Annotated in this window: 12 protein-coding genes; 7 read left to right on the top strand and 5 right to left on the bottom strand. The window is 57.9% G+C overall.

Going from position 1 to position 17,262, the window contains the following annotated elements; genetic code table 11:
- Positions 1-11: 11 nt before the first annotated feature.
- From AB8B29_RS28280 to AB8B29_RS28260, 5 genes are all read right to left on the bottom strand, one after another.
- A complete protein-coding gene (locus AB8B29_RS28280) occupies positions 12-1,487 on the bottom strand; it encodes an oligosaccharide flippase family protein (RefSeq protein ID WP_245297490.1) in 1,476 nt (491 codons plus the stop codon).
- A 484-nt stretch (positions 1,488-1,971) separates the two neighbouring features.
- Entirely contained in the window at positions 1,972-2,664 is a 693-nt protein-coding gene (locus tag AB8B29_RS28275; protein WP_047562002.1) for a sugar transferase, read from the bottom strand.
- 133 nt (positions 2,665-2,797) lie between these two features.
- A complete protein-coding gene (locus tag AB8B29_RS28270; protein WP_092574207.1) occupies positions 2,798-4,102 on the bottom strand; it encodes a glycosyltransferase family 4 protein in 1,305 nt (434 codons plus the stop codon).
- 4 nt (positions 4,103-4,106) lie between these two features.
- Positions 4,107-7,367 (bottom strand): nucleotide-binding protein, encoded by a 3,261-nt coding sequence (locus AB8B29_RS28265; protein WP_113102583.1) that lies wholly within the window; start codon positions 7,365-7,367, stop codon positions 4,107-4,109.
- Between the two features lie 36 nt (positions 7,368-7,403).
- Positions 7,404-8,684 carry a polysaccharide biosynthesis/export family protein gene (locus tag AB8B29_RS28260; RefSeq protein WP_439006895.1) on the bottom strand — a complete coding sequence of 427 codons (1,281 nt, stop codon included), beginning with the start codon at positions 8,682-8,684 and terminating at the stop codon, positions 7,404-7,406.
- Between the two features lie 372 nt (positions 8,685-9,056).
- Here AB8B29_RS28260 and AB8B29_RS28255 point away from each other — a divergent pair, with 372 nt between their 5' ends.
- From AB8B29_RS28255 to AB8B29_RS28225, 7 genes are all read left to right on the top strand, one after another.
- Entirely contained in the window at positions 9,057-10,253 is a 1,197-nt protein-coding gene (locus AB8B29_RS28255; RefSeq protein ID WP_081999545.1) for a glycosyltransferase, read from the top strand.
- A gap of 432 nt (positions 10,254-10,685) precedes the next feature.
- Positions 10,686-11,726, top strand: coding sequence for a hypothetical protein (locus tag AB8B29_RS28250; RefSeq protein WP_141694085.1), 1,041 nt, complete (start codon positions 10,686-10,688; stop codon positions 11,724-11,726).
- Between the two features lie 190 nt (positions 11,727-11,916).
- Complete coding sequence (locus AB8B29_RS28245) at positions 11,917-13,047, top strand: helix-turn-helix transcriptional regulator (protein WP_092574213.1); 1,131 nt, start codon at positions 11,917-11,919, stop codon at positions 13,045-13,047.
- Between the two features lie 191 nt (positions 13,048-13,238).
- Positions 13,239-13,598 (top strand): hypothetical protein, encoded by a 360-nt coding sequence (locus tag AB8B29_RS28240; protein ID WP_047639060.1) that lies wholly within the window; start codon positions 13,239-13,241, stop codon positions 13,596-13,598.
- Between the two features lie 61 nt (positions 13,599-13,659).
- Positions 13,660-13,974: a curli-like amyloid fiber formation chaperone CsgH gene (gene csgH / locus AB8B29_RS28235; RefSeq protein ID WP_092574215.1), complete on the top strand. Its 315-nt coding sequence runs from the start codon at positions 13,660-13,662 to the stop codon at positions 13,972-13,974.
- A gap of 714 nt (positions 13,975-14,688) precedes the next feature.
- Positions 14,689-15,039, top strand: coding sequence for a hypothetical protein (locus tag AB8B29_RS28230; protein ID WP_092574217.1), 351 nt, complete (start codon positions 14,689-14,691; stop codon positions 15,037-15,039).
- Between the two features lie 518 nt (positions 15,040-15,557).
- Positions 15,558-17,261 carry a putative bifunctional diguanylate cyclase/phosphodiesterase gene (locus tag AB8B29_RS28225; protein WP_092574219.1) on the top strand — a complete coding sequence of 568 codons (1,704 nt, stop codon included), beginning with the start codon at positions 15,558-15,560 and terminating at the stop codon, positions 17,259-17,261.
- Position 17,262: the final 1 nt, after the last annotated feature.

The following is a 17,262-nucleotide window of genomic DNA, read 5'->3' as shown; positions in this document are numbered from 1 at the left end:
TGATCTCCTCGTTACGGTTGGCTGGGCGACAGGATCGAAGCCGTGTCCCCGATCAGCTTCTTTAGAGCCGCAAGCACCAGGACGTAGATCGCTCCTCCGATCAGCACTTGCAGCATGAGCGTCAGGATCCGCCGCATGTTCCAGACTTCGGCGCAGCAGCCGAGCCCATAGACTGTTGCCGCCATCAGTAGGATCGCCACGGCGATGTAGCCGCTTTTGCGCATGACGCGCCCCCAGCCAAGGCCGCCGTAGTTTCGCTGCAGATGCATCGACGTCAGAAAGGAAATCAGGGCGGCGGCACATTGGCCCCAGGCGGCCGCTTCGACACCGAAGGGCGCCAGAAGCAAGATGAGGCCAACCGAGGCCGCGGCATTGAGCAGCATGGTCGGAGGCATGCGGCGGATATTGCCCGATAGCGACAGGAGCGCCTCGGTGACGTAACCCGGCGTCAGCAGGACCTGCTTCATCGACAGGATCGTCACGAGAATTGCCGCCGGCGCCCATTTATCGCCAAGCACGATGTCGATCAGATTGGACGAGATGAGCGAGAGGCCGAGATAGATCGGCGCAGAAATCGCCATGAGGACTGTCATGAAAGCCGTTGCGGATGCGCCGATATCGCGCTTAGGCGTTCCGTTGGAATCCGGTATCATCGCGGAACGGCGAAACAGCGTCCAGGCAAGCATGCGCGCCGGCTCGCCTATGAGCTCGGAAAAGGCCGCAATGATGCGCTCGGCGACGCGGTAGTAGCCTGCCTCGGCAAGGCCTAGAAAACTGCCGATCGCCAGCGTGCCGGAATAGGAGCGCAGGAAGAGGATCAGCCGGTTCGACAGGATATGACCGGAGAATTCGAGAATCTCCCGCGCGAAAGGCCATGTCAGGTGGAGCTTTGGATACCATTTGAGCACAATGGCGGACGCGCCGAGGCAAACCAATTGCGCTGCAAGCCGGCCGGCTGCGAGCGAAAATACACTCCATCCCGCCCATAGGCCGAGCATGGTCACGCAAAGTCCGACCACTTCGCTCGCTATGCGGATGGCGGCCTGTTTGCGCAAAAGCCCTCGCGCAACCAATAGCCCGTCATAGACGACATAGAGTGATGACGGCAGGAACCAGCAGCTGAAGAGAACAAGGAGAAGCGCCTCGTCGGATCGTGGCAAAAGGAACCAGGCGAGAGCAGCAGCCGACAGGCCGGCAATCGTGACCAGCACGCCGGCGATGATCGATATCGTCCCGATCTGATCGAGTTCACGATCGGTGCAATCCCTCTTCATCACGAACTCGCCCCATCCGCCTTCCGCGATGACGACGAGCATGACCACGATGGCGGAACTGTAAGCGTAAAGACCGAATTCGGCCGATTCCAGCATGCGTGCGGCAACGAGGAAAACGAGCAGCTGCACGATCTGCGAGACGACCTTCGAGCCGAGCGTCGAAGCACCGTCCCCGACTATTGATGGCAGGCGGGAAAGAAGCCACCGCTGCACTCTGGTTCGGCTGGAAATTTTGGGATGCAACGGCAGGCCGTCCATCAGCGCACCGCCTGTCCCAGGTCGCGAAAGAACAATATGTCCCTCTCGACCCTTGGCCTCCCAATATTGGTACTATATTGAGTGAATATCGGTGGAATAATCCAGTTTTGCGTCAGAAAAAATTTGTAGGGTTCCCATTCAGGACATGATTCCATGCCATGGGGTGCTGCGTCTAAGAGGGAAAAGCCGAGACTATACGACTTTGTTTTATAGAAAATACCGCCTTGGGAGCCGCGACCGGATCGGGTTTGTCGGCCAGAGAGAATGGGCTTGTCGGTAACTATCATGAAACACCATGCAGAGCAGCGTATGAAAGACGACAACCAGGATCGCGATCGCATCATCGAAGGGCGGGCACGCCCATCACATCGGAAATACGCGGTTCGTTGGATGATCGTGATATTCTGCCTGATTGTATGGATCGCCGTTGCCATGTTCTTCATTTGGTAAGACGTTCTTTTTCATTGCGGGCAAGCAGCACGACGCCGACGGTTCTGATGAGAATAGCCAGGTCGATGCGCAGCGAGCGGCTGTGGTAATAATCCACATCGAATTGCACGCGCTCTTCATAGGTTGTCTCCGCGCGGCGATTGACCTGCCAGAGGCCGGTTATGCCCGGTTGCAGTGCCAGATAGCAGTAGAGGTGCGCGCCATAGCGTTCGAGTTCCGAGGCCACGACTGGACGGGGTCCGACCAGGCTCATCTCGCCGCGCTGAACGTTCAATAGCTGCGGCAGCTCGTCCGCGCTGCTCATGCGCAAATATTTCCCAAGCCAGTGCACGCGCGGATCGTTCATCAGTTTCTGTGTCGAAAGCCATTCCTGTTTTCGCTGCGCATCTCGTTCGAGCAGTTCCGCCAGCCGCCGGTCGGCGTCCTTGCGCATGGTGCGGAATTTCAGACATTCAAATGGTCGGCCGTCACGGCCGATGCGGGTGTGGCGATAGATGATGGGACGGCCGTCAACCAGGAGCAATGCGACTGCAATGACGAGAAACGCCGGTGCAAGAAACAGCAATCCCGCGCCCGAAAGAATAAGGTCGACAAGGCGTTTCGAACGGCTGCGCCGTACTGTCCGTTTCAAATCGCGAAGCGATTGCTCGCCATGGGCAAAGCCATCAAAAGCCGATAGCATGTTTCAGACCCCTTACCACCTGCTGAATCCTTTTCTCAAAGCTGGCAGTTGCCATCGCCCTTTACAATTGACCCTACGGGCATTGACCTAGTCCCATTGGCGTAGAGCCGCGAACACAAGGCTGACCGCCAGCTTAGCTTGTCTCGTCGACAACCTGACGGGCGACCGGAAAATCACTGAGCGCGGGCACATTTTCGCCCGTCCTGGTGGTGTTTGCCCGCTTCAGGATGTGCTCGTAGAGGACGAGCAGCGCATCGCGCCATGATGCCGGCGTGTGCGCCAGCTCGCCGGACTGGCGGATGCAATTGACGCTCATCCAACGAAGCAGCATGTCGTCATTGGCCAGCCGACGCATCCCGCTCGCGAGCGTTTCCACCTTGCCGCTCTGAAAGGTCAGCCCGCATCCAAGCGCCTCGAGCTCGTCGCCCAGGAGCGCTGCATCCGGAAGGATGACCGGGATGCCGCTGGTCACGGCCTCCAGCGCGGCAAGCCCGAAAGGTTCCGGAACGCGCGAGGACACGACGAGCGCGCGCGCTTGAGCAATGATGTCCCGAATCTCATCCTTGGTTTTCCAGCCGTGAATGACGACTTCGGGATAGTCTTTTTCCAGACGCGCGCGGCCGGCACCGTCCCCGATGACGTGGAGTTTCACGCCGGCAAGCCGGGCTGCGATCGCAGCGTCTTCAAATCCCTTTTCGGGCTCCAGCCGGCCGACAAAGAAGAAATCGCGTTTCTTCCAGGGATCCATGGGGTGTTTCAGAAACGGTTCGACGGGATTGCGGATTATTTCAATATTGGCTGTCCGCATCTGGCCGCGCTCGAAATAATCGAGCATGCGCTGGTGCACGACAACGATATTGGCGGGTATCTGCCGTGTGGGATAAAAATACTCCCGCAGCAGATGACGCGCCGACCGCCAGACTTTCTCATCGTATCCGCGCTTGTCGCAGTTCGTCGTCAGACATTGGACCGACATGGGCGTCAGCGGACAGACCTGATTCTTGCGATAGTTGGCAAATCCGCCATTCGGACAGGACAGGAAATAGTCATGGGCGTGCAGGATGACACGCTCGCGCACAGGCCACAGCGCTCGAAAGATCGAAGGCGACAGAATCTTCGTCCAGCCGTGCACATGGTAGATGGTGCCAGGTGTATCGACGCGGGCGATAAGGCCCTGGAGGGCGGCATAGGCATGCCGGCTGTATAGGCCGCTGACGAGGGCGTGCATACGTGCCTGTTGCATCAGCGGCTGGGCGTCGAGATTGATGGTATCGGCCGCCGGCGGATCGGAGCCGGCGGCATCTCCGGCAAAATAGGTTACCGGTATCCCTGCGTCCTGCAGCAAACCAGCCGAAAGGATTGCAAGGTTCGATGCCCCCCCTATCCTGGCGGAGCGATCGTTAATGATGACGACGCGATCGAGATTGGCGGGGCGCACGGGGCTATTCCAGCATTTCGATGTTTTGTGGCGCCAGCCTGCCCTTCAGCAGGTCGTGGAAAGCCATGATGTTACCCTTGAGCCGTCCCTTACGGTCGACCCAGGGCTCCGGCCGCCAGGTTTTGAAGAGATTGGCGACCAGGTTGCGGCCGATCTGCGCCGTTGCGTGCGGCACGCTCATGGTACGCTTGCGCATCAGGTAGAGGGGGTTGGCAATCTGAGAATAGCCAAGACGGACACCGGCCGACCGGCCGCTCTTGGTGCCGAGATGAACACCTTCGAGCTGCTTGGCACTGACCACCTGACCATAATGAGCGGCAAGCCGGCTGAAGTCGACGTCCTCGAGCCAGCCATAGGATGGCAGGTTCTCGTCAAAGCGCAGGCCGGTAGCGTTGATGATGGCCATCCGGATTGCCATGTTGCAACCATAGGCGTTGTAGACCGGCTGAACCTGCATCGTAGGCTCCGAGCGCCGTCGGCGCTTGGCTTCGACCAGCCGCAAGCCGTCCCGAACGGAAATGCCGGGGCCGGTGATACCGTCGGCCAATACTGTGCCCGTGCACATGACGACATCGGGCTGGAACTGAAACAGCCGTTCGGCTTCTTCGATATAGGTCGGCGTCATCAGGAAGTCGTCGTCGAGGAAGAGGACGATATCCGCATCCCGAATATTGTCGAGGATGCGATTGCGTTGACGGCAAAGGCCACGTTCGGAGATGAGCACCCGCACGGGGAAGTCGAGATTGCGAAGGCAGCTCGGATCGATATCCTCCGGCGACGAAAGGCAGACGACGACCTCGTCCGGCTTGCGGCTCTGGTTGGCGATATGGGGAAGGATGGACGACAGGATGTCCCGCCGGCCGGTGCTGGCGATGCCGACGACGACCTTGAGAGGGCGACCCGCCGTATAACCCACGAGGCGTCTGGTAGAAAAGCGCGTCTCGCGGCCCCGTGACTTGCGCCACCAACGGCGACGTTCGCCATGTTGCCGCTTCTCGTAGCTGCGGTTCGCGATGATGCCGAGGATGTTGATCGACGTGGTGCCGAAGCTTGCGAGCGCATCAGACAGCCGCTCGACCGTCATCTTGTTGGTCTGCCCGACGACAACGACGATACCTTCGAGATAGGCGCAGATGACCCGCGTATCGGCGGAGTCCTCGAAGGCGGACATGTCGACGATGACGACCTTGTATCGCCGCCGCAACAGGTCGATCTCAGCCTTCAAGGCAGGCAGGTGCCCGTACCGCTGGAAGGAGGCGACCGACTTCTCCGTCTCGTCGACGGTGACGACAGGAACACCGCCGTGGGCCTGCGCGGAGGACCTCTCGGCCTCGGGCTCATGATCGGTCTTCGCGACCAGCATGCCGCTTTCATGCGCTACGGCATAGCGGCGCGGCACATCATTTACGCTCAGCACCTCCATCCCGAAATCCATGCCGGATTCCATCGCCACGCAACTCAGCCGCGCGTTGAGAAAATCGGCATCGATCAGCACCACGGAGGCGCCTTCGTGCTGATAGAGTTGCGCAAGATTGGTCGCGACCGTCGTCTTGCCTTCGCCGGTGCCGACCGAGGTGATGCCGATCACCATGGGTGCATTGGGCGGGAAGGAGGAATCGATCGAGTGCTTGACGCCACGCAACGCTTCGGAGAATTGCGAATAGGGCGTGTCGAGCACGGACCTCAGCGGCAACATGGTTCGCCGCCATGAAGAGCCTCCTGCCACTATATTGCCGGGCACGAAAGATGGGCTGGTATAGACGGGGACATGACCAAGCAAACTGAGCCCCAGCTCCCGCCGGAGCTTCTCGCTTGAACTGACGCGTCGATCCAGGCCATCCCGCAGGAGTGCCGCCATCAGGCCGGCCGTAAGGCCCAGCATGGCGGAGAAGGGGATTACAAAGGACGATTTCGGCCAGGCCTTGGTCAGCGGTGCGGCGGCGGCCGTCACAACTCGGACGTTGCCGAGCGGGAAGGATTCCTTCTGCATGGCGCCGATCAATTGCTGGAGAATGCTTTCATACATGCGGCGATATGTCGTTGCCCGGCTTTCCATTTCGGACAGTTCCACGCGTGCGAGGTTCTTGTCCGTCCCGGTTTCCTTCAGCGAGGTCAATTCATCACCCAGAAGCCCTTCCCGGGTCTTGGCGACCTCAAGATTCGCGCTATAGACGGCTTGGATACGGGCAAATTCCTTGCGCATTTCGTTCTTCTGCCGGTCAATTTCCTGCTGCGCGGCGATAACGGCGGGATTGTCGGCGTCATATCGGCTGATAAGGTTGTTGAGCTTGGTGGTCGCCACACCGAGATCTTCCTGCAGCTTCTGGATGCGGGGATTGTTGATTGTCTCGTCGACGTCGCCCTCGACCTTGCCGCCCGCCAGCAGCTGGTTGAGCGTGGCAAGCTTGGCGGACTCAGCCGCTGTCTGCGCCTTCGCCGCGACTGCCTGGCTGCTGATCTCGGACAATTGTTGCTGATCGAGTGATGAAGAGTTGCTGATCTCCATAATGCCGTTCTTGGCGCGAAACTCTTCCACACTCATGGCCGCTTCGCGTGCCTGCCGACCGACCTCGATGAGCCGTGTTTCAAGCCATTTGGCACCACTTTGCGCCGCGGAGGCGCGTTCCGACAACCCCGTCTTGATATAGGCCTCGGCGATCGCGTTCGCCGCCAGCGCAGCCTTTTCCGGATCGATGGAACTATAGCCAATCTCAAGAATGTAGGATTGGCCGACCCGGGTGACGGAGACCCTTGAGAGAAAGGAGGCCATGGTGCGGCGCATCAAGTCATCGTCGCTCGGCACGGCCTTGGCGCTGGCATCGCCGTGCTTGAAAAAGCTGATGAAGGCGCGCAGCTTGTCGTGGAAGGCCGCTTGCCACGACACGCCTCCGACGATCTCCGGATCCTCGCTGAGATTGAGTTTCTCGACCACGGCGCGCGCGGTCGCTTCGGACTTGACGATCTCGACTTGGCTGGCAATTTCGGCTGCCTCGATGATGACAGTGCCCGTGAACGCATCCTGGGACACGATACGCCCCTGGTCCGGGTCCATGACGACGCGCGTTGTTGCCAGATAGACCGGCTGTGTCGTGGCCATATAGAAGCCACCGATGCCGAGTCCCGCCGAGGTGAAAATGGCGAAGATCAACCAATGACGCTGCAGAAAGCGCCAGATATCGCGAAACGAGATGTATTCGCTGCCCCCCGAGCGCTTGGTATCCGATGGCGTACCGCGCAAGCCCTTACCGATCTCGTGAACTGCCATAATTGTTCCCCAACCTTGGTTTGATTGTCTTGATTGTCATTGGGATTGCGTGGGATCGACCGAGGACAGCACCGTACCGTCCAGGTTTCCGGAAATGTTGTAGCGAACGTCCAGAACGTCTCCGGGCTGCAATTCCGTCGTTTCCGACACTTGGGTAGCGGCGGCGTCGCCGCCGCCTCGCGTAATCCAATATTCGCGCGGCTGAAGATCGAGCGACTGGATGCTCTGGCTGCGGGAGAGCGATGCGCCGGCGATCTGGAGCAGCTGCAGCGTCGTATTGCGCTTGAGTTTCGTGTCCTCGATATCTGTCTCGGTCGTCTGCAGTTGCTGCCCGGCTTCGGTCTTGCGCTGACCTTTGAGGTTCAGGGCGTCGCGTTCGGTTTCGCTCAGCTTCTGCTTGGCCTGCATCGACGCGACGACGAGGTCCAGCTTGCCGGCCTGCATCTCGGCAACGATCCGCTCCAGCGAGGTCTTGCGTGACGTCGTCAGGATCTTGGTATCGACCAGCTTCGTAATATCGCTCAACTCGTCCTGGGCGATCTTCACCTGCTCGTCCTGCGAGCTCATCTTCTCATCGAGAATGTTGATTTCGTTGTGCAGCAGCGTCTCGAGGTCCCCCGCGGATACGAGCTGCTGACGCAGGGCGTCGGCACGGGCATTGAACAGATCGATCTCGCTTATCATGATCTGCTTGATGACCGACCCATCCGGTGCGGCCTTGATCTCCGGCGGGAATGTGATGGTCGGCTGATCGTTGAGTTCGGCCATCAGACGAGCGCGCCGGGCACTGAGCTGCTTCAATTGCAGCTCCATGCGATTGATCTCGCCGGCATAGCTGATCTGCTGCGCCTCGGAATAGTCGCCCGTCTGACTGGAATGGCGCTGGCTACCACCGGCCATGGCGATGGCCTGTTTGACTGTCAGGCCCGGACGGAATTCCAGTTCGCTTGGCTTTTCGACAGCACCGGAGACGTAGATCATCGGATATTTGACCACCTCGACCGAGGCGGTGGGCGCGACGGCAAGACCGGTGATCTGCTTCAGCTTGTCGCCGATGTCGGCGCTGACGATGCTGGTCGTCTTGTCGTTGACCTGCATTTCCCCGATCATCGGAATAGAGATCATACCGGATTGCGAAACGACATATTCGCCGTTCAGCGCCGTCCATTCCTTGTATTCGCCTGTCGCGGCGATCCATTCGACGATCGCCACCTTGATCCGCGTCTGCGGTCTGATGTGGTAGGCCGTGTCGGCCGCAGCGCTGGCTGTGTCGAGCAAACCTGCCCCGGAAAGCGCCAATGCCAACACCCATGGCACCAGGGCTCCAGAGGGCTTGCGGCCGAATCGGGGAGAGAAAACGGAAGTTGAAAGCATGGGCGAGATCTCGTTGTTATGTCGCTTGCGTCGCCACAAACCGGGACAAGCGCTATGCAACGAGATCATCAGCTGAACGCATAACGTGTAAATACCCCGCGGCAGCGCTTGGGCTAATCACTTCTGGCAGGACATACAGGCGCCTCGAACATCCCTAGGCCGGCTTGCACATCCTTGCGTGCAGGCTTTCCTCGTCAGTTAACTCTTTCGGCTGCCCACTTCGGCCATTTGGATGCGATGGCGGACCGATATGGGTTCTGTCGCAAAGGTTGCCGCCCGCACAATGTTGTTGCGACCCAAGGAGGGAAAAGAACAATGCGGGTAGCAATCGTTCATTATTGGCTTGTGTCGATGCGCGGCGGCGAAAAGGTGGTCGAAGCCCTCTGCGACATGTACCCGGATGCCGACATCTTCACCCTTGTCTATGATGAAAGTCGCGTCTCGGAGAAAATCCGCAAGCATAAGGTCACCACATCCTTCCTGCAGCGTATCCCGGGCGCCATCAAAGCATACCAATCGCTCCTACCGCTGATGCCTTTTGCGCTGGAGAGCTTCGATCTCACCGACTACGATCTGATCATTTCGAGCGAATCGGGTCCGGCCAAGGGCATTATCCCCCCGCCACACGCAACACATGTCTGCTATTGCCATTCACCGATGCGCTACCTTTGGGATCACTATCACTTCTATCGGTCCCATGCCGGTCTGGCGTCGCGGCTGATGTTGCCCGTGCTGGCGCCGTTACTGCGGTCCTGGGATGTCAGCACAAGTTTGCGCGTGGATCGCTTCGTCGCCAATTCGCACCATGTCAGCGACCGCATCAGCAAGTATTATCGCCGCCCGGCAACCGTCCTTCATCCGCCCGTCAGCGTAGACGATTTTACGCCGTCAGCTGTCATCGACGACTTCTATCTCTGCGCTGGCCAATTGATCCCCTATAAACGTATCGACCTGGCGGTAGAGGCCTTCACCCGAATGAACCGCAAGCTGGTGGTGATCGGCGAAGGCAAGGAGATGGAGCGCCTGAAGCGAGCCGCAGGCCCCACCATCACCTTCCTCGGGCGCGCGCCGTTTGCGGTGTTGAAGGAAAAGCTTTCCCGCTGCCGTGCGTTGATCTTTCCGGGCGAGGAGGATTTCGGCATTGTTCCAGTCGAAGCCATGGCGAGCGGCAGGCCCGTCATCGCCTATGGCAGCGGCGGCGCACTGGAAACGGTCGTTCCGGGCCTCAGCGGCATGCTGTTTGGCGAGCAATCCGTCGAAGGCCTGATCAAGGCCGTGCGTGATTTCGAGGAGAATGAGCATCTTTTCCATCCCGAGGCGCTACGGGCGCATGCAGGTCAATTCAGTCTTCGCAATTTCATGGTGGGTATGCAGGCCATCATCGATGAGGAACTGATGATGCGAAAGACGGTCCAGCACCGCAGAGATTACAACATCGCCGCCATGCAACGCGCGTTCGAAGCGCAGTTGCCGGCGCTCGTCACCGAGCCACGTAGTGCAACGCTTCAATAGATCCGGTAGCCTCTCGATTGCGAGCGGTCATGCTGCTCTCATGTGTAAGCCGCAAGCTTGAAACCGCCGTCGGCAAGAAGAACAAGCGGGGAGCGAGTTCAGCGGATGGATCCGCATGGTCATTATACCTTTGGCGTAGGCGGTTGTTGTTCCCTATCCAAAAGGCGTACAAAGAAATAGCATGTTCACCGATATTTTATGATAGCTTGCGATAAGAGAATCTCGTTTTTCATACTGTGGGGGGATCAAACGCGTATTCTCACTTTGGGATCGAAGGCTTGTCTGGGCTCTTTGCTGGCCATTTTTGCTGTTTGCGCAAAACAGGCTTCGGCCCAGGACCAAGCCGTTTTCGCCGGCCAGGTCGACTTTTCCTGGCAACAATTCTCAATTCCGTCCGTAGGTTCCGGCACGCTTCCAATGGGAGAGAAGAGCGTGACGGCTTCCGGGCCGACAACGGGATTTTCGGCAGGCGTTCGTCTATCGCCTGACCCCGATGCCTTTTCCCTGATGTGGACCGGAAGCTATTTTGATCTTTCGGGGCATTCCAGTTCGACGAACGCTATTTCGAGCAACCCGTTCATTATCACGGTTGGCTCGCCGGGTTCCGGCGAAATCGATCTCTCTACGATTACGGACAGCTCCGGCGCATCAGCGCTTGCGAATGTCAATTTCACCGATAGCACCGGTGCGACGACCGCAATTTCCAGTTCCGCCTCCTCTCCGGCGGGTCCGAATTCCGTAACGCAATATGCGGTGAGCCCGACTGCCGCCGGCGCTGCGTTTGCGGCGCTGGTCACTGACGGCAGGGGACCGAGCGCTGCGTCCTACGGCGCCTTTGCGGATGGCCAGGGTTTGATTTTCGCGGGCGTCGGAGATTTCGGCGCGAGCACCGTCCGCACATGGTCTTTCGTCCATGCGACAGGCTATACCCAGACCGTCTGGCTTGCAAAGCCACTCGCGCCGGACAGGGATTTCACGCTCAAGGCTGGATTGACTTATCGCCGTAGCCGCGAAAGCTATGGAAACGGCATGGCCTTCGACCTGGCCAGCAGCGTTTCGGGTACGAGCATACCGACCGTAAGCCTGTCGGAGGCCGGCAAGTTTAACGTCGAAGCAGGCGGCCCCGTCGTTGGTTTCGACGCGCGTTTCCATCCGCCCGCTCCTTTCATGATCGGCGTCAGCGGTACGGCGGGAATGGCGTTCTTCGGAGCGCGATCGAGACTGACCCACACGGTCGTCCTGCCTCAGGTGGCTGCAATCGAAGATACGGCAAGCGTGCGGCGCGACAGCGGTGTGATGGGGCTCACCGGCATGGAAGTCAGCCTCATCTTCCCCTTGGAGGAGCGCGTTGAACTCCGCGTGTCCGGCAGCGTTCAGTCAACATTCGGCGCACCACGGCCGACAGCGGGCGATATCAAACGGTACAATACCAGCCAATATGGAGTAGGAGTGTCCTTGGCGGCGCGGTTCTGAAATAGAAGCGAGCGCTTTCGGACGCGCCGGCAATTTTGTCAGCAAAGACACACAGGAGACGAAGCAGATAGAGATAGCTGGTCTCGAATATCGCCCGATTTGCCGCCGGACGCATGCAGCAGCCCATATGATGACCGCGCTGCTGCCGTGTCCTTTTGGCAAATCGCCAGAATAATTCGGGGAGAGAAACATGGCCGAAGAATTCAAACGAAGGATGCATCTCTACATCATTCAAACGATCTATGAGGCCGTTTGCAACCCCGAGGGATGGAGCGATGTCGTTGGCGAAATCAGGAAGATCACAGGCGCAACCAGCGCCTTTTTCATGGGAATAGGCCCCGGCGCGGAACAGAATGCCAGTGTCGTCAGCAAGCACGTGGACAGGAATCTGCTCATCAGAGCCGATTTCGTCGACATCGTCCATACCGTAACAGCAAGTCTCGGCCAGGGTGGAACCGTCGCCCTTGATATCAAGCGGAATGGCTCCACCTGGCAGGCATATCTTGCCGACATGTTTGATTGCGAGGGGCAGCTGGTCATTGCCATTATTACCAAAGAAGGGCAGCGGCGTTTCATTCTCGGCCTGAACTTCAGCTACGAAGATCAAGCCGATGTCAGGCTTGCCAATGAATTACTCATGGCACTGACCCCACATCTTCAAATCGCAATGGGCATTCATCGACAAATGCTGAAGGATCGGGAGAAGGCTGAACGGCTCGACCACTTCTTTTCCCAGTCCGCGACGCCCCGCGTTATTGTCAGCGATGATTTCAGGATTATCGAAAGCAATAGGGCCTTCGAGCGTCTGATCGAGAAGAACGGTTCGTTCCTGAAAAGATCGGAAGGCTTTCTCACGGTGGCTTCATCGGCTCTGCGTCAGGAGATCGACAGGCTTCTGGCGCGATCGCAGCAGCATGCTGAAACGGGCCATGCCAATATCGCCTGGGTAAAGGAGGCGGAAGGTGGTTTTGGTTGGTTGTTGAAAGTTGAGCCTCTTGGATCCAAGTCGCTCAATGTGACGCCATTTGCGAATCTCGGTTTCGGCAACGACGCGAAGTCCATGCTGAGTTTCTGCAAGATGGGAGACCGCAACGGATTGACACCCGCCGTAGTCGGCAGCGTGCTTGGTTTGACCACGGCCGAGGCCAGCCTTGCCTGCGAACTTGCGCAGGGAAATGCCCCAGCAGAGATCGCTCATGCTCGCGGCGTCGCCAAGAACACGGTCCATAATCAGCTGACTTCGATCATGGCGCGGCATGGATTTCATCGACAGGGGCAACTGCTCTCTTTTCTGTCAACGCTGTCTCTCTTTATCGGATAGTCCATCTCCACCAGGCGGCAGGCTGTTTTACCTACGCTGCGAAGTGTTGAGGCAGCCCCTCATGAACGTCAGCCCAAGTCATCTCTTAAAACCGCTATTAGCTTAGCCTGATTGAGGCACTGCAGAACGCCGGGGACGTCGATAGCCTGCAATAACCGTCAATGGGGACGGATATTGAAAGGGGAACATCCATGTCCATGAAAACTCTGATTCTTTCCGCCGCTATCGTATTTGCCTCGACTGCGGCCTTTGCCGGCGGCAACGTGTCTGTAACGTCGCAGAGCGGCACAGGCAATATGGCTGCGACCGGACAAGTCGGCCACGGCAATTTTTCTGGCATCGGTCAGGTCGGCAAAGGAAATTACGCCCAATCGCTGCAGAGTGGCAAAAACAATATCTCGGCAACGGCTCAGTTCGGCAAGGCCAATCAGTCCTATACGAACCAGGCTGGCAAGGCCAACCTCTCGGCGACTGTCCAGTTCGGTCATTCCAACTATTCTGAAACGGATCAGTCTGGCAAGGGCAACATGTCCGTGACGGTCCAGCACTAATGCGCTTGGGAGAGCCGGCGCTTCGCCCGGCTCTCCCAAACTGTAAGGAGCTCGAAGTTCGATGGTAAACGCCCTACCGCCCGCAGACACTTGCAAGATCGAGTACCAGGATATCGGTGGCATGACGCATCTTGCCGCCGTGCTGATCCCCGCCAAGGCACGCGAGGGAAGCTACCAGTTTCAGGTCCAGTCGACTTCGGAGGGAGGCGTGTCCTCCAACATGCAAGGGGGAGAGTTTTCTGCCAAGGGAGGACATCGCGAGGATCTGTCCAAGACTATCGTCGGCAGCACACCCAGTAGCTGGGCCGCGGAGCTGCAGGTCTTCGATGCATCCGGAAATCTGATTTGCCGTTTTGCCTTGCCGGAAAAAAAATAAGCGAGACGCGATGAGGCACCGAGCCATGGTCCGAAGAAAATCGCGCAGATATTGTAACTTTCAAGACGCTCGCCAAAGCCCCCGGCTCGTTCGGGGGCTTTTTTTGTTGGGTGCATGATAATGGATCACACGCAAGCATAAGCTTGACCTGTACTGGCATTCCGCGCGCCGTCACCATCGATCTCCTCGGCAATGATGGGGTATCCGCGCCGTCTGACTTTCCACCTTTCATTCAGGCTATGCGGGGCGGAGGATATGCGGGCGGGTGGCAAGGTCGATGCGACCAGGCTCGACGAGCATTCCCGACGTGGAGCATCACATCAACAAGGACTAGAGCAGGCGGTTGGACGTACCTCCAAATCGATTAGATGCAACGTGCAATTCCGACCAAATATCCTGTCTTTGGAGGGGGCGTCGAATATGAACCTGCTGGATATAGTCTAAGTGATTAAGTTGCTTGCGCAATTGGTGTCATGCTCACGGCGCGTCCATCGCTCTCCCCCTTCCTTTTGCTGATTTGACAGGTCCGGCAGTGTCGTCGCTAAATTCGGATCAAGAGGCCCGATTTATTGAGGCAAGCGGGCTCACTCGCCGGCTTGCTTCGTATCTGAATAATGACTTGCAGATCGGCACTTTGTCATCCTGACAATCCGGCATGCGGTACTCAACCAAACAGCGGTCTCAATAATAACATTAAAAAAGGGAGCAATTGCAATGCAGGCACGAGACATCGGAACGCCCCGGATCCTCCCAGCCCGACGTGCCGGCATCGTTGAGCATCCAACTGCCATCGTCATGGCCGGCGACAAGACCGGCAGCCCCGGCATCAATCCCAGCCGAAGAGAAGTCCTTTGGGGTGTATTGGAGATAGGCGATATCGATCTCGGTTTCGATGACGGTTTGAGTTTCGAGATCTCCCAGCGATCACTGAGGGATGCAAATCGGAACCGGCCGGCCTCCACCGTCGGCACAAATGACACGAATAACTATGCTGACAGATCCTACCGGGCGGTCGATCAATCCGGCCGGCAACTTCTTCCCAACCGGCGTAATTCGAACAGTTAATTCCGATGCCCGTTAATGGCGACCTTGGTCGGTGGAGCAGCCATTGCGCGTTCAGCAGGGACAGGGCTGAGATAGGCAGGCGCAAGCAGCCAGATCATGCTATAGGAAGTGCCTGGAAGCACAGGCAACGCCTTTCGATTCTTTCGTGTTAAAATATACTAACGCTTTAAACTTGCACAAAAGCGCGCTGCACATGCTTGCAGAGTGACGCTTGCTTTCGGCGAGGTCGAGAAGGTTGCTTTTGACTATCGGTAAGGGTTCCGGCGAGCGTGGCTCCGTTAGCGATTTGTCAACAGCTTTTTCGCCCGTATATGTTGTAGCGCCAATTAGCTATTTTCTAATTAAACATCTGGTAATATGTTAATTTAAAATAGTCGCCAAGCGCCGATAAAGTTATGCCTGCGCCCGTACGATTGATGTGACTGCGATAATGGATGCATAAGCGCCGATGCGAACGGGCTAGTTCAAGTTGGATAACGGCCACACGCCGGGTGGCTGTTTTGGGAGGACTAGGCCCTATGCCCGAAAGCCGTGTGGATCGGTCGCAGCTCATTCCACAAGAGTCCGAATCTGAGAGCGGTTTCGACGCGTTGATCTCACTCTGGGACCTCGATCTCAAACTGGTCGATTCCTCCAAGAAGTTTAAGGAGCATGTTGGTCTTGGATCTCGGACAGGCATAACGTTGCGGCAGGCCTATCCTGCCTTGGCGAAGCCCGCCCTTGCGGCCATCGTCCAGCTGGTGATTGATACCGGCCAACCGCGAACCATCCGGCTCGACGCTTCAATGCCCAAGAAATGCGACCTGTTGTTGTTTTATATCCGGACCGGTCTTTTGGTCATCGAGATCGACGGTGCGGATGCCAAGAAGAAAACGTCGTCTGAAGACGGTGAACGGGCACGGCTCATTCATCAGGCAACACATGATGTTTTAACCGGATTGCCGAATCGCCGCCAATTCAGCGCGGAGTTGGAAAAGCTGCTGCCGGCCAGCGGAGAAGCAGGACCTGCCCTGATGCAGCTCGATCTGGACGACTTCAAGCCCGTCAACGATACGTTGGGGCACGGCGCCGGAGATGTCATCCTTCAACTTGCCGCCGAAAGAATAAAAAAAACCCTCGGTCGAAATGGGACGGTCTACCGCCTCGCCGGCGATGAGTTCGCCATCATACAGGTTGGTTCGCAACAACTCTTCGAGGCTGAAAGATTGGCGGACGCTCTGGTCGCCGAATTCAAGAAGCCGTTTGTCGTCAACGGTATCTCGTTGTTCGTCGGCGTCAGTATCGGGGTTGCCGTCGCGCCACGAGACGGCAATGAGGGAGAGCAGCTGATGAAAGCTGCCGACGTTGCCCTCTATGCGGCCAAGAAGGAAGGCCGGCGTAGGGCGCGAACATTCGATCCGAGCATGCTGGTCGTGGTGGAGCAAAGGGAGTTGCTGCGTCGCAGTCTGCGCGTGGCGCTCCAACACGATGAGTTCTTCATCGAGTACCAGCCGCTGGTCGAGCCTCCATTCACCGTCGTCGGCTTCGAGGCGCTGATGCGCTGGCGGCATCCCACCCTGGGGATCATTCCTCCGGCAGCCTTCATTCCCATGGCAGAGGCCGACGGCCTGATGAGTGAAATCGGCCAGTGGATGTTCGAGGAAGCATGTAGGGAGGCCCTTACGTGGCCCGTGAACTACAGCCTGGCCGTCAATCTTTCCCCTGCGGAATTCCTGACGCCGGGTTTCACCGATCGGGTCTCGCAAACACTCGACGTGGTCGGATTTCCCGCCGAGCGCGTCGAACTCGAAATCACTGAAGGAGTTTTATTGGAGCGCACCATCAACAATCTCGATACTCTGAACACGCTCAACGTGCTCGGAATCCAGATTTCACTAGACGACTTTGGGACCGAGTATTCTTCCCTGAGTTACCTCAAGAATTTCCCGTTCGATAACATCAAAGTCGACCGGTATTTTATCAGGGACCTTTTGCAGGACAAAAAGAGCCAGACCATTGTTCGCTCTGTGATCACTCTGGCACATGGCTTGAACATGCGCGTAACCGCGGAGGGGGTCGAGACGGCGCAACAGGCCGCCTGGCTCCAGGGCGAAGGCTGTGACCGATTGCAGGGATATTTTCTCAGTCCGCCGCTCGATGTCGACCGGCTTCATGACTTTATAAAGCAAAGGGCGCGCGTGCACCCGGCCGTGACCTTTGATGAGGTCGAGGCCAGACCCTGAT

It is taken from the genome of Rhizobium sp. 11_C7_N12_5 (assembly GCF_051811145.1).
GTDB classification, from domain to species: domain Bacteria; phylum Pseudomonadota; class Alphaproteobacteria; order Rhizobiales; family Rhizobiaceae; genus Rhizobium; species Rhizobium lusitanum.
The sequence above is the reverse complement of the archived record's forward strand: the minus strand, read 5'-3'. Positions and strand labels throughout refer to the sequence as shown.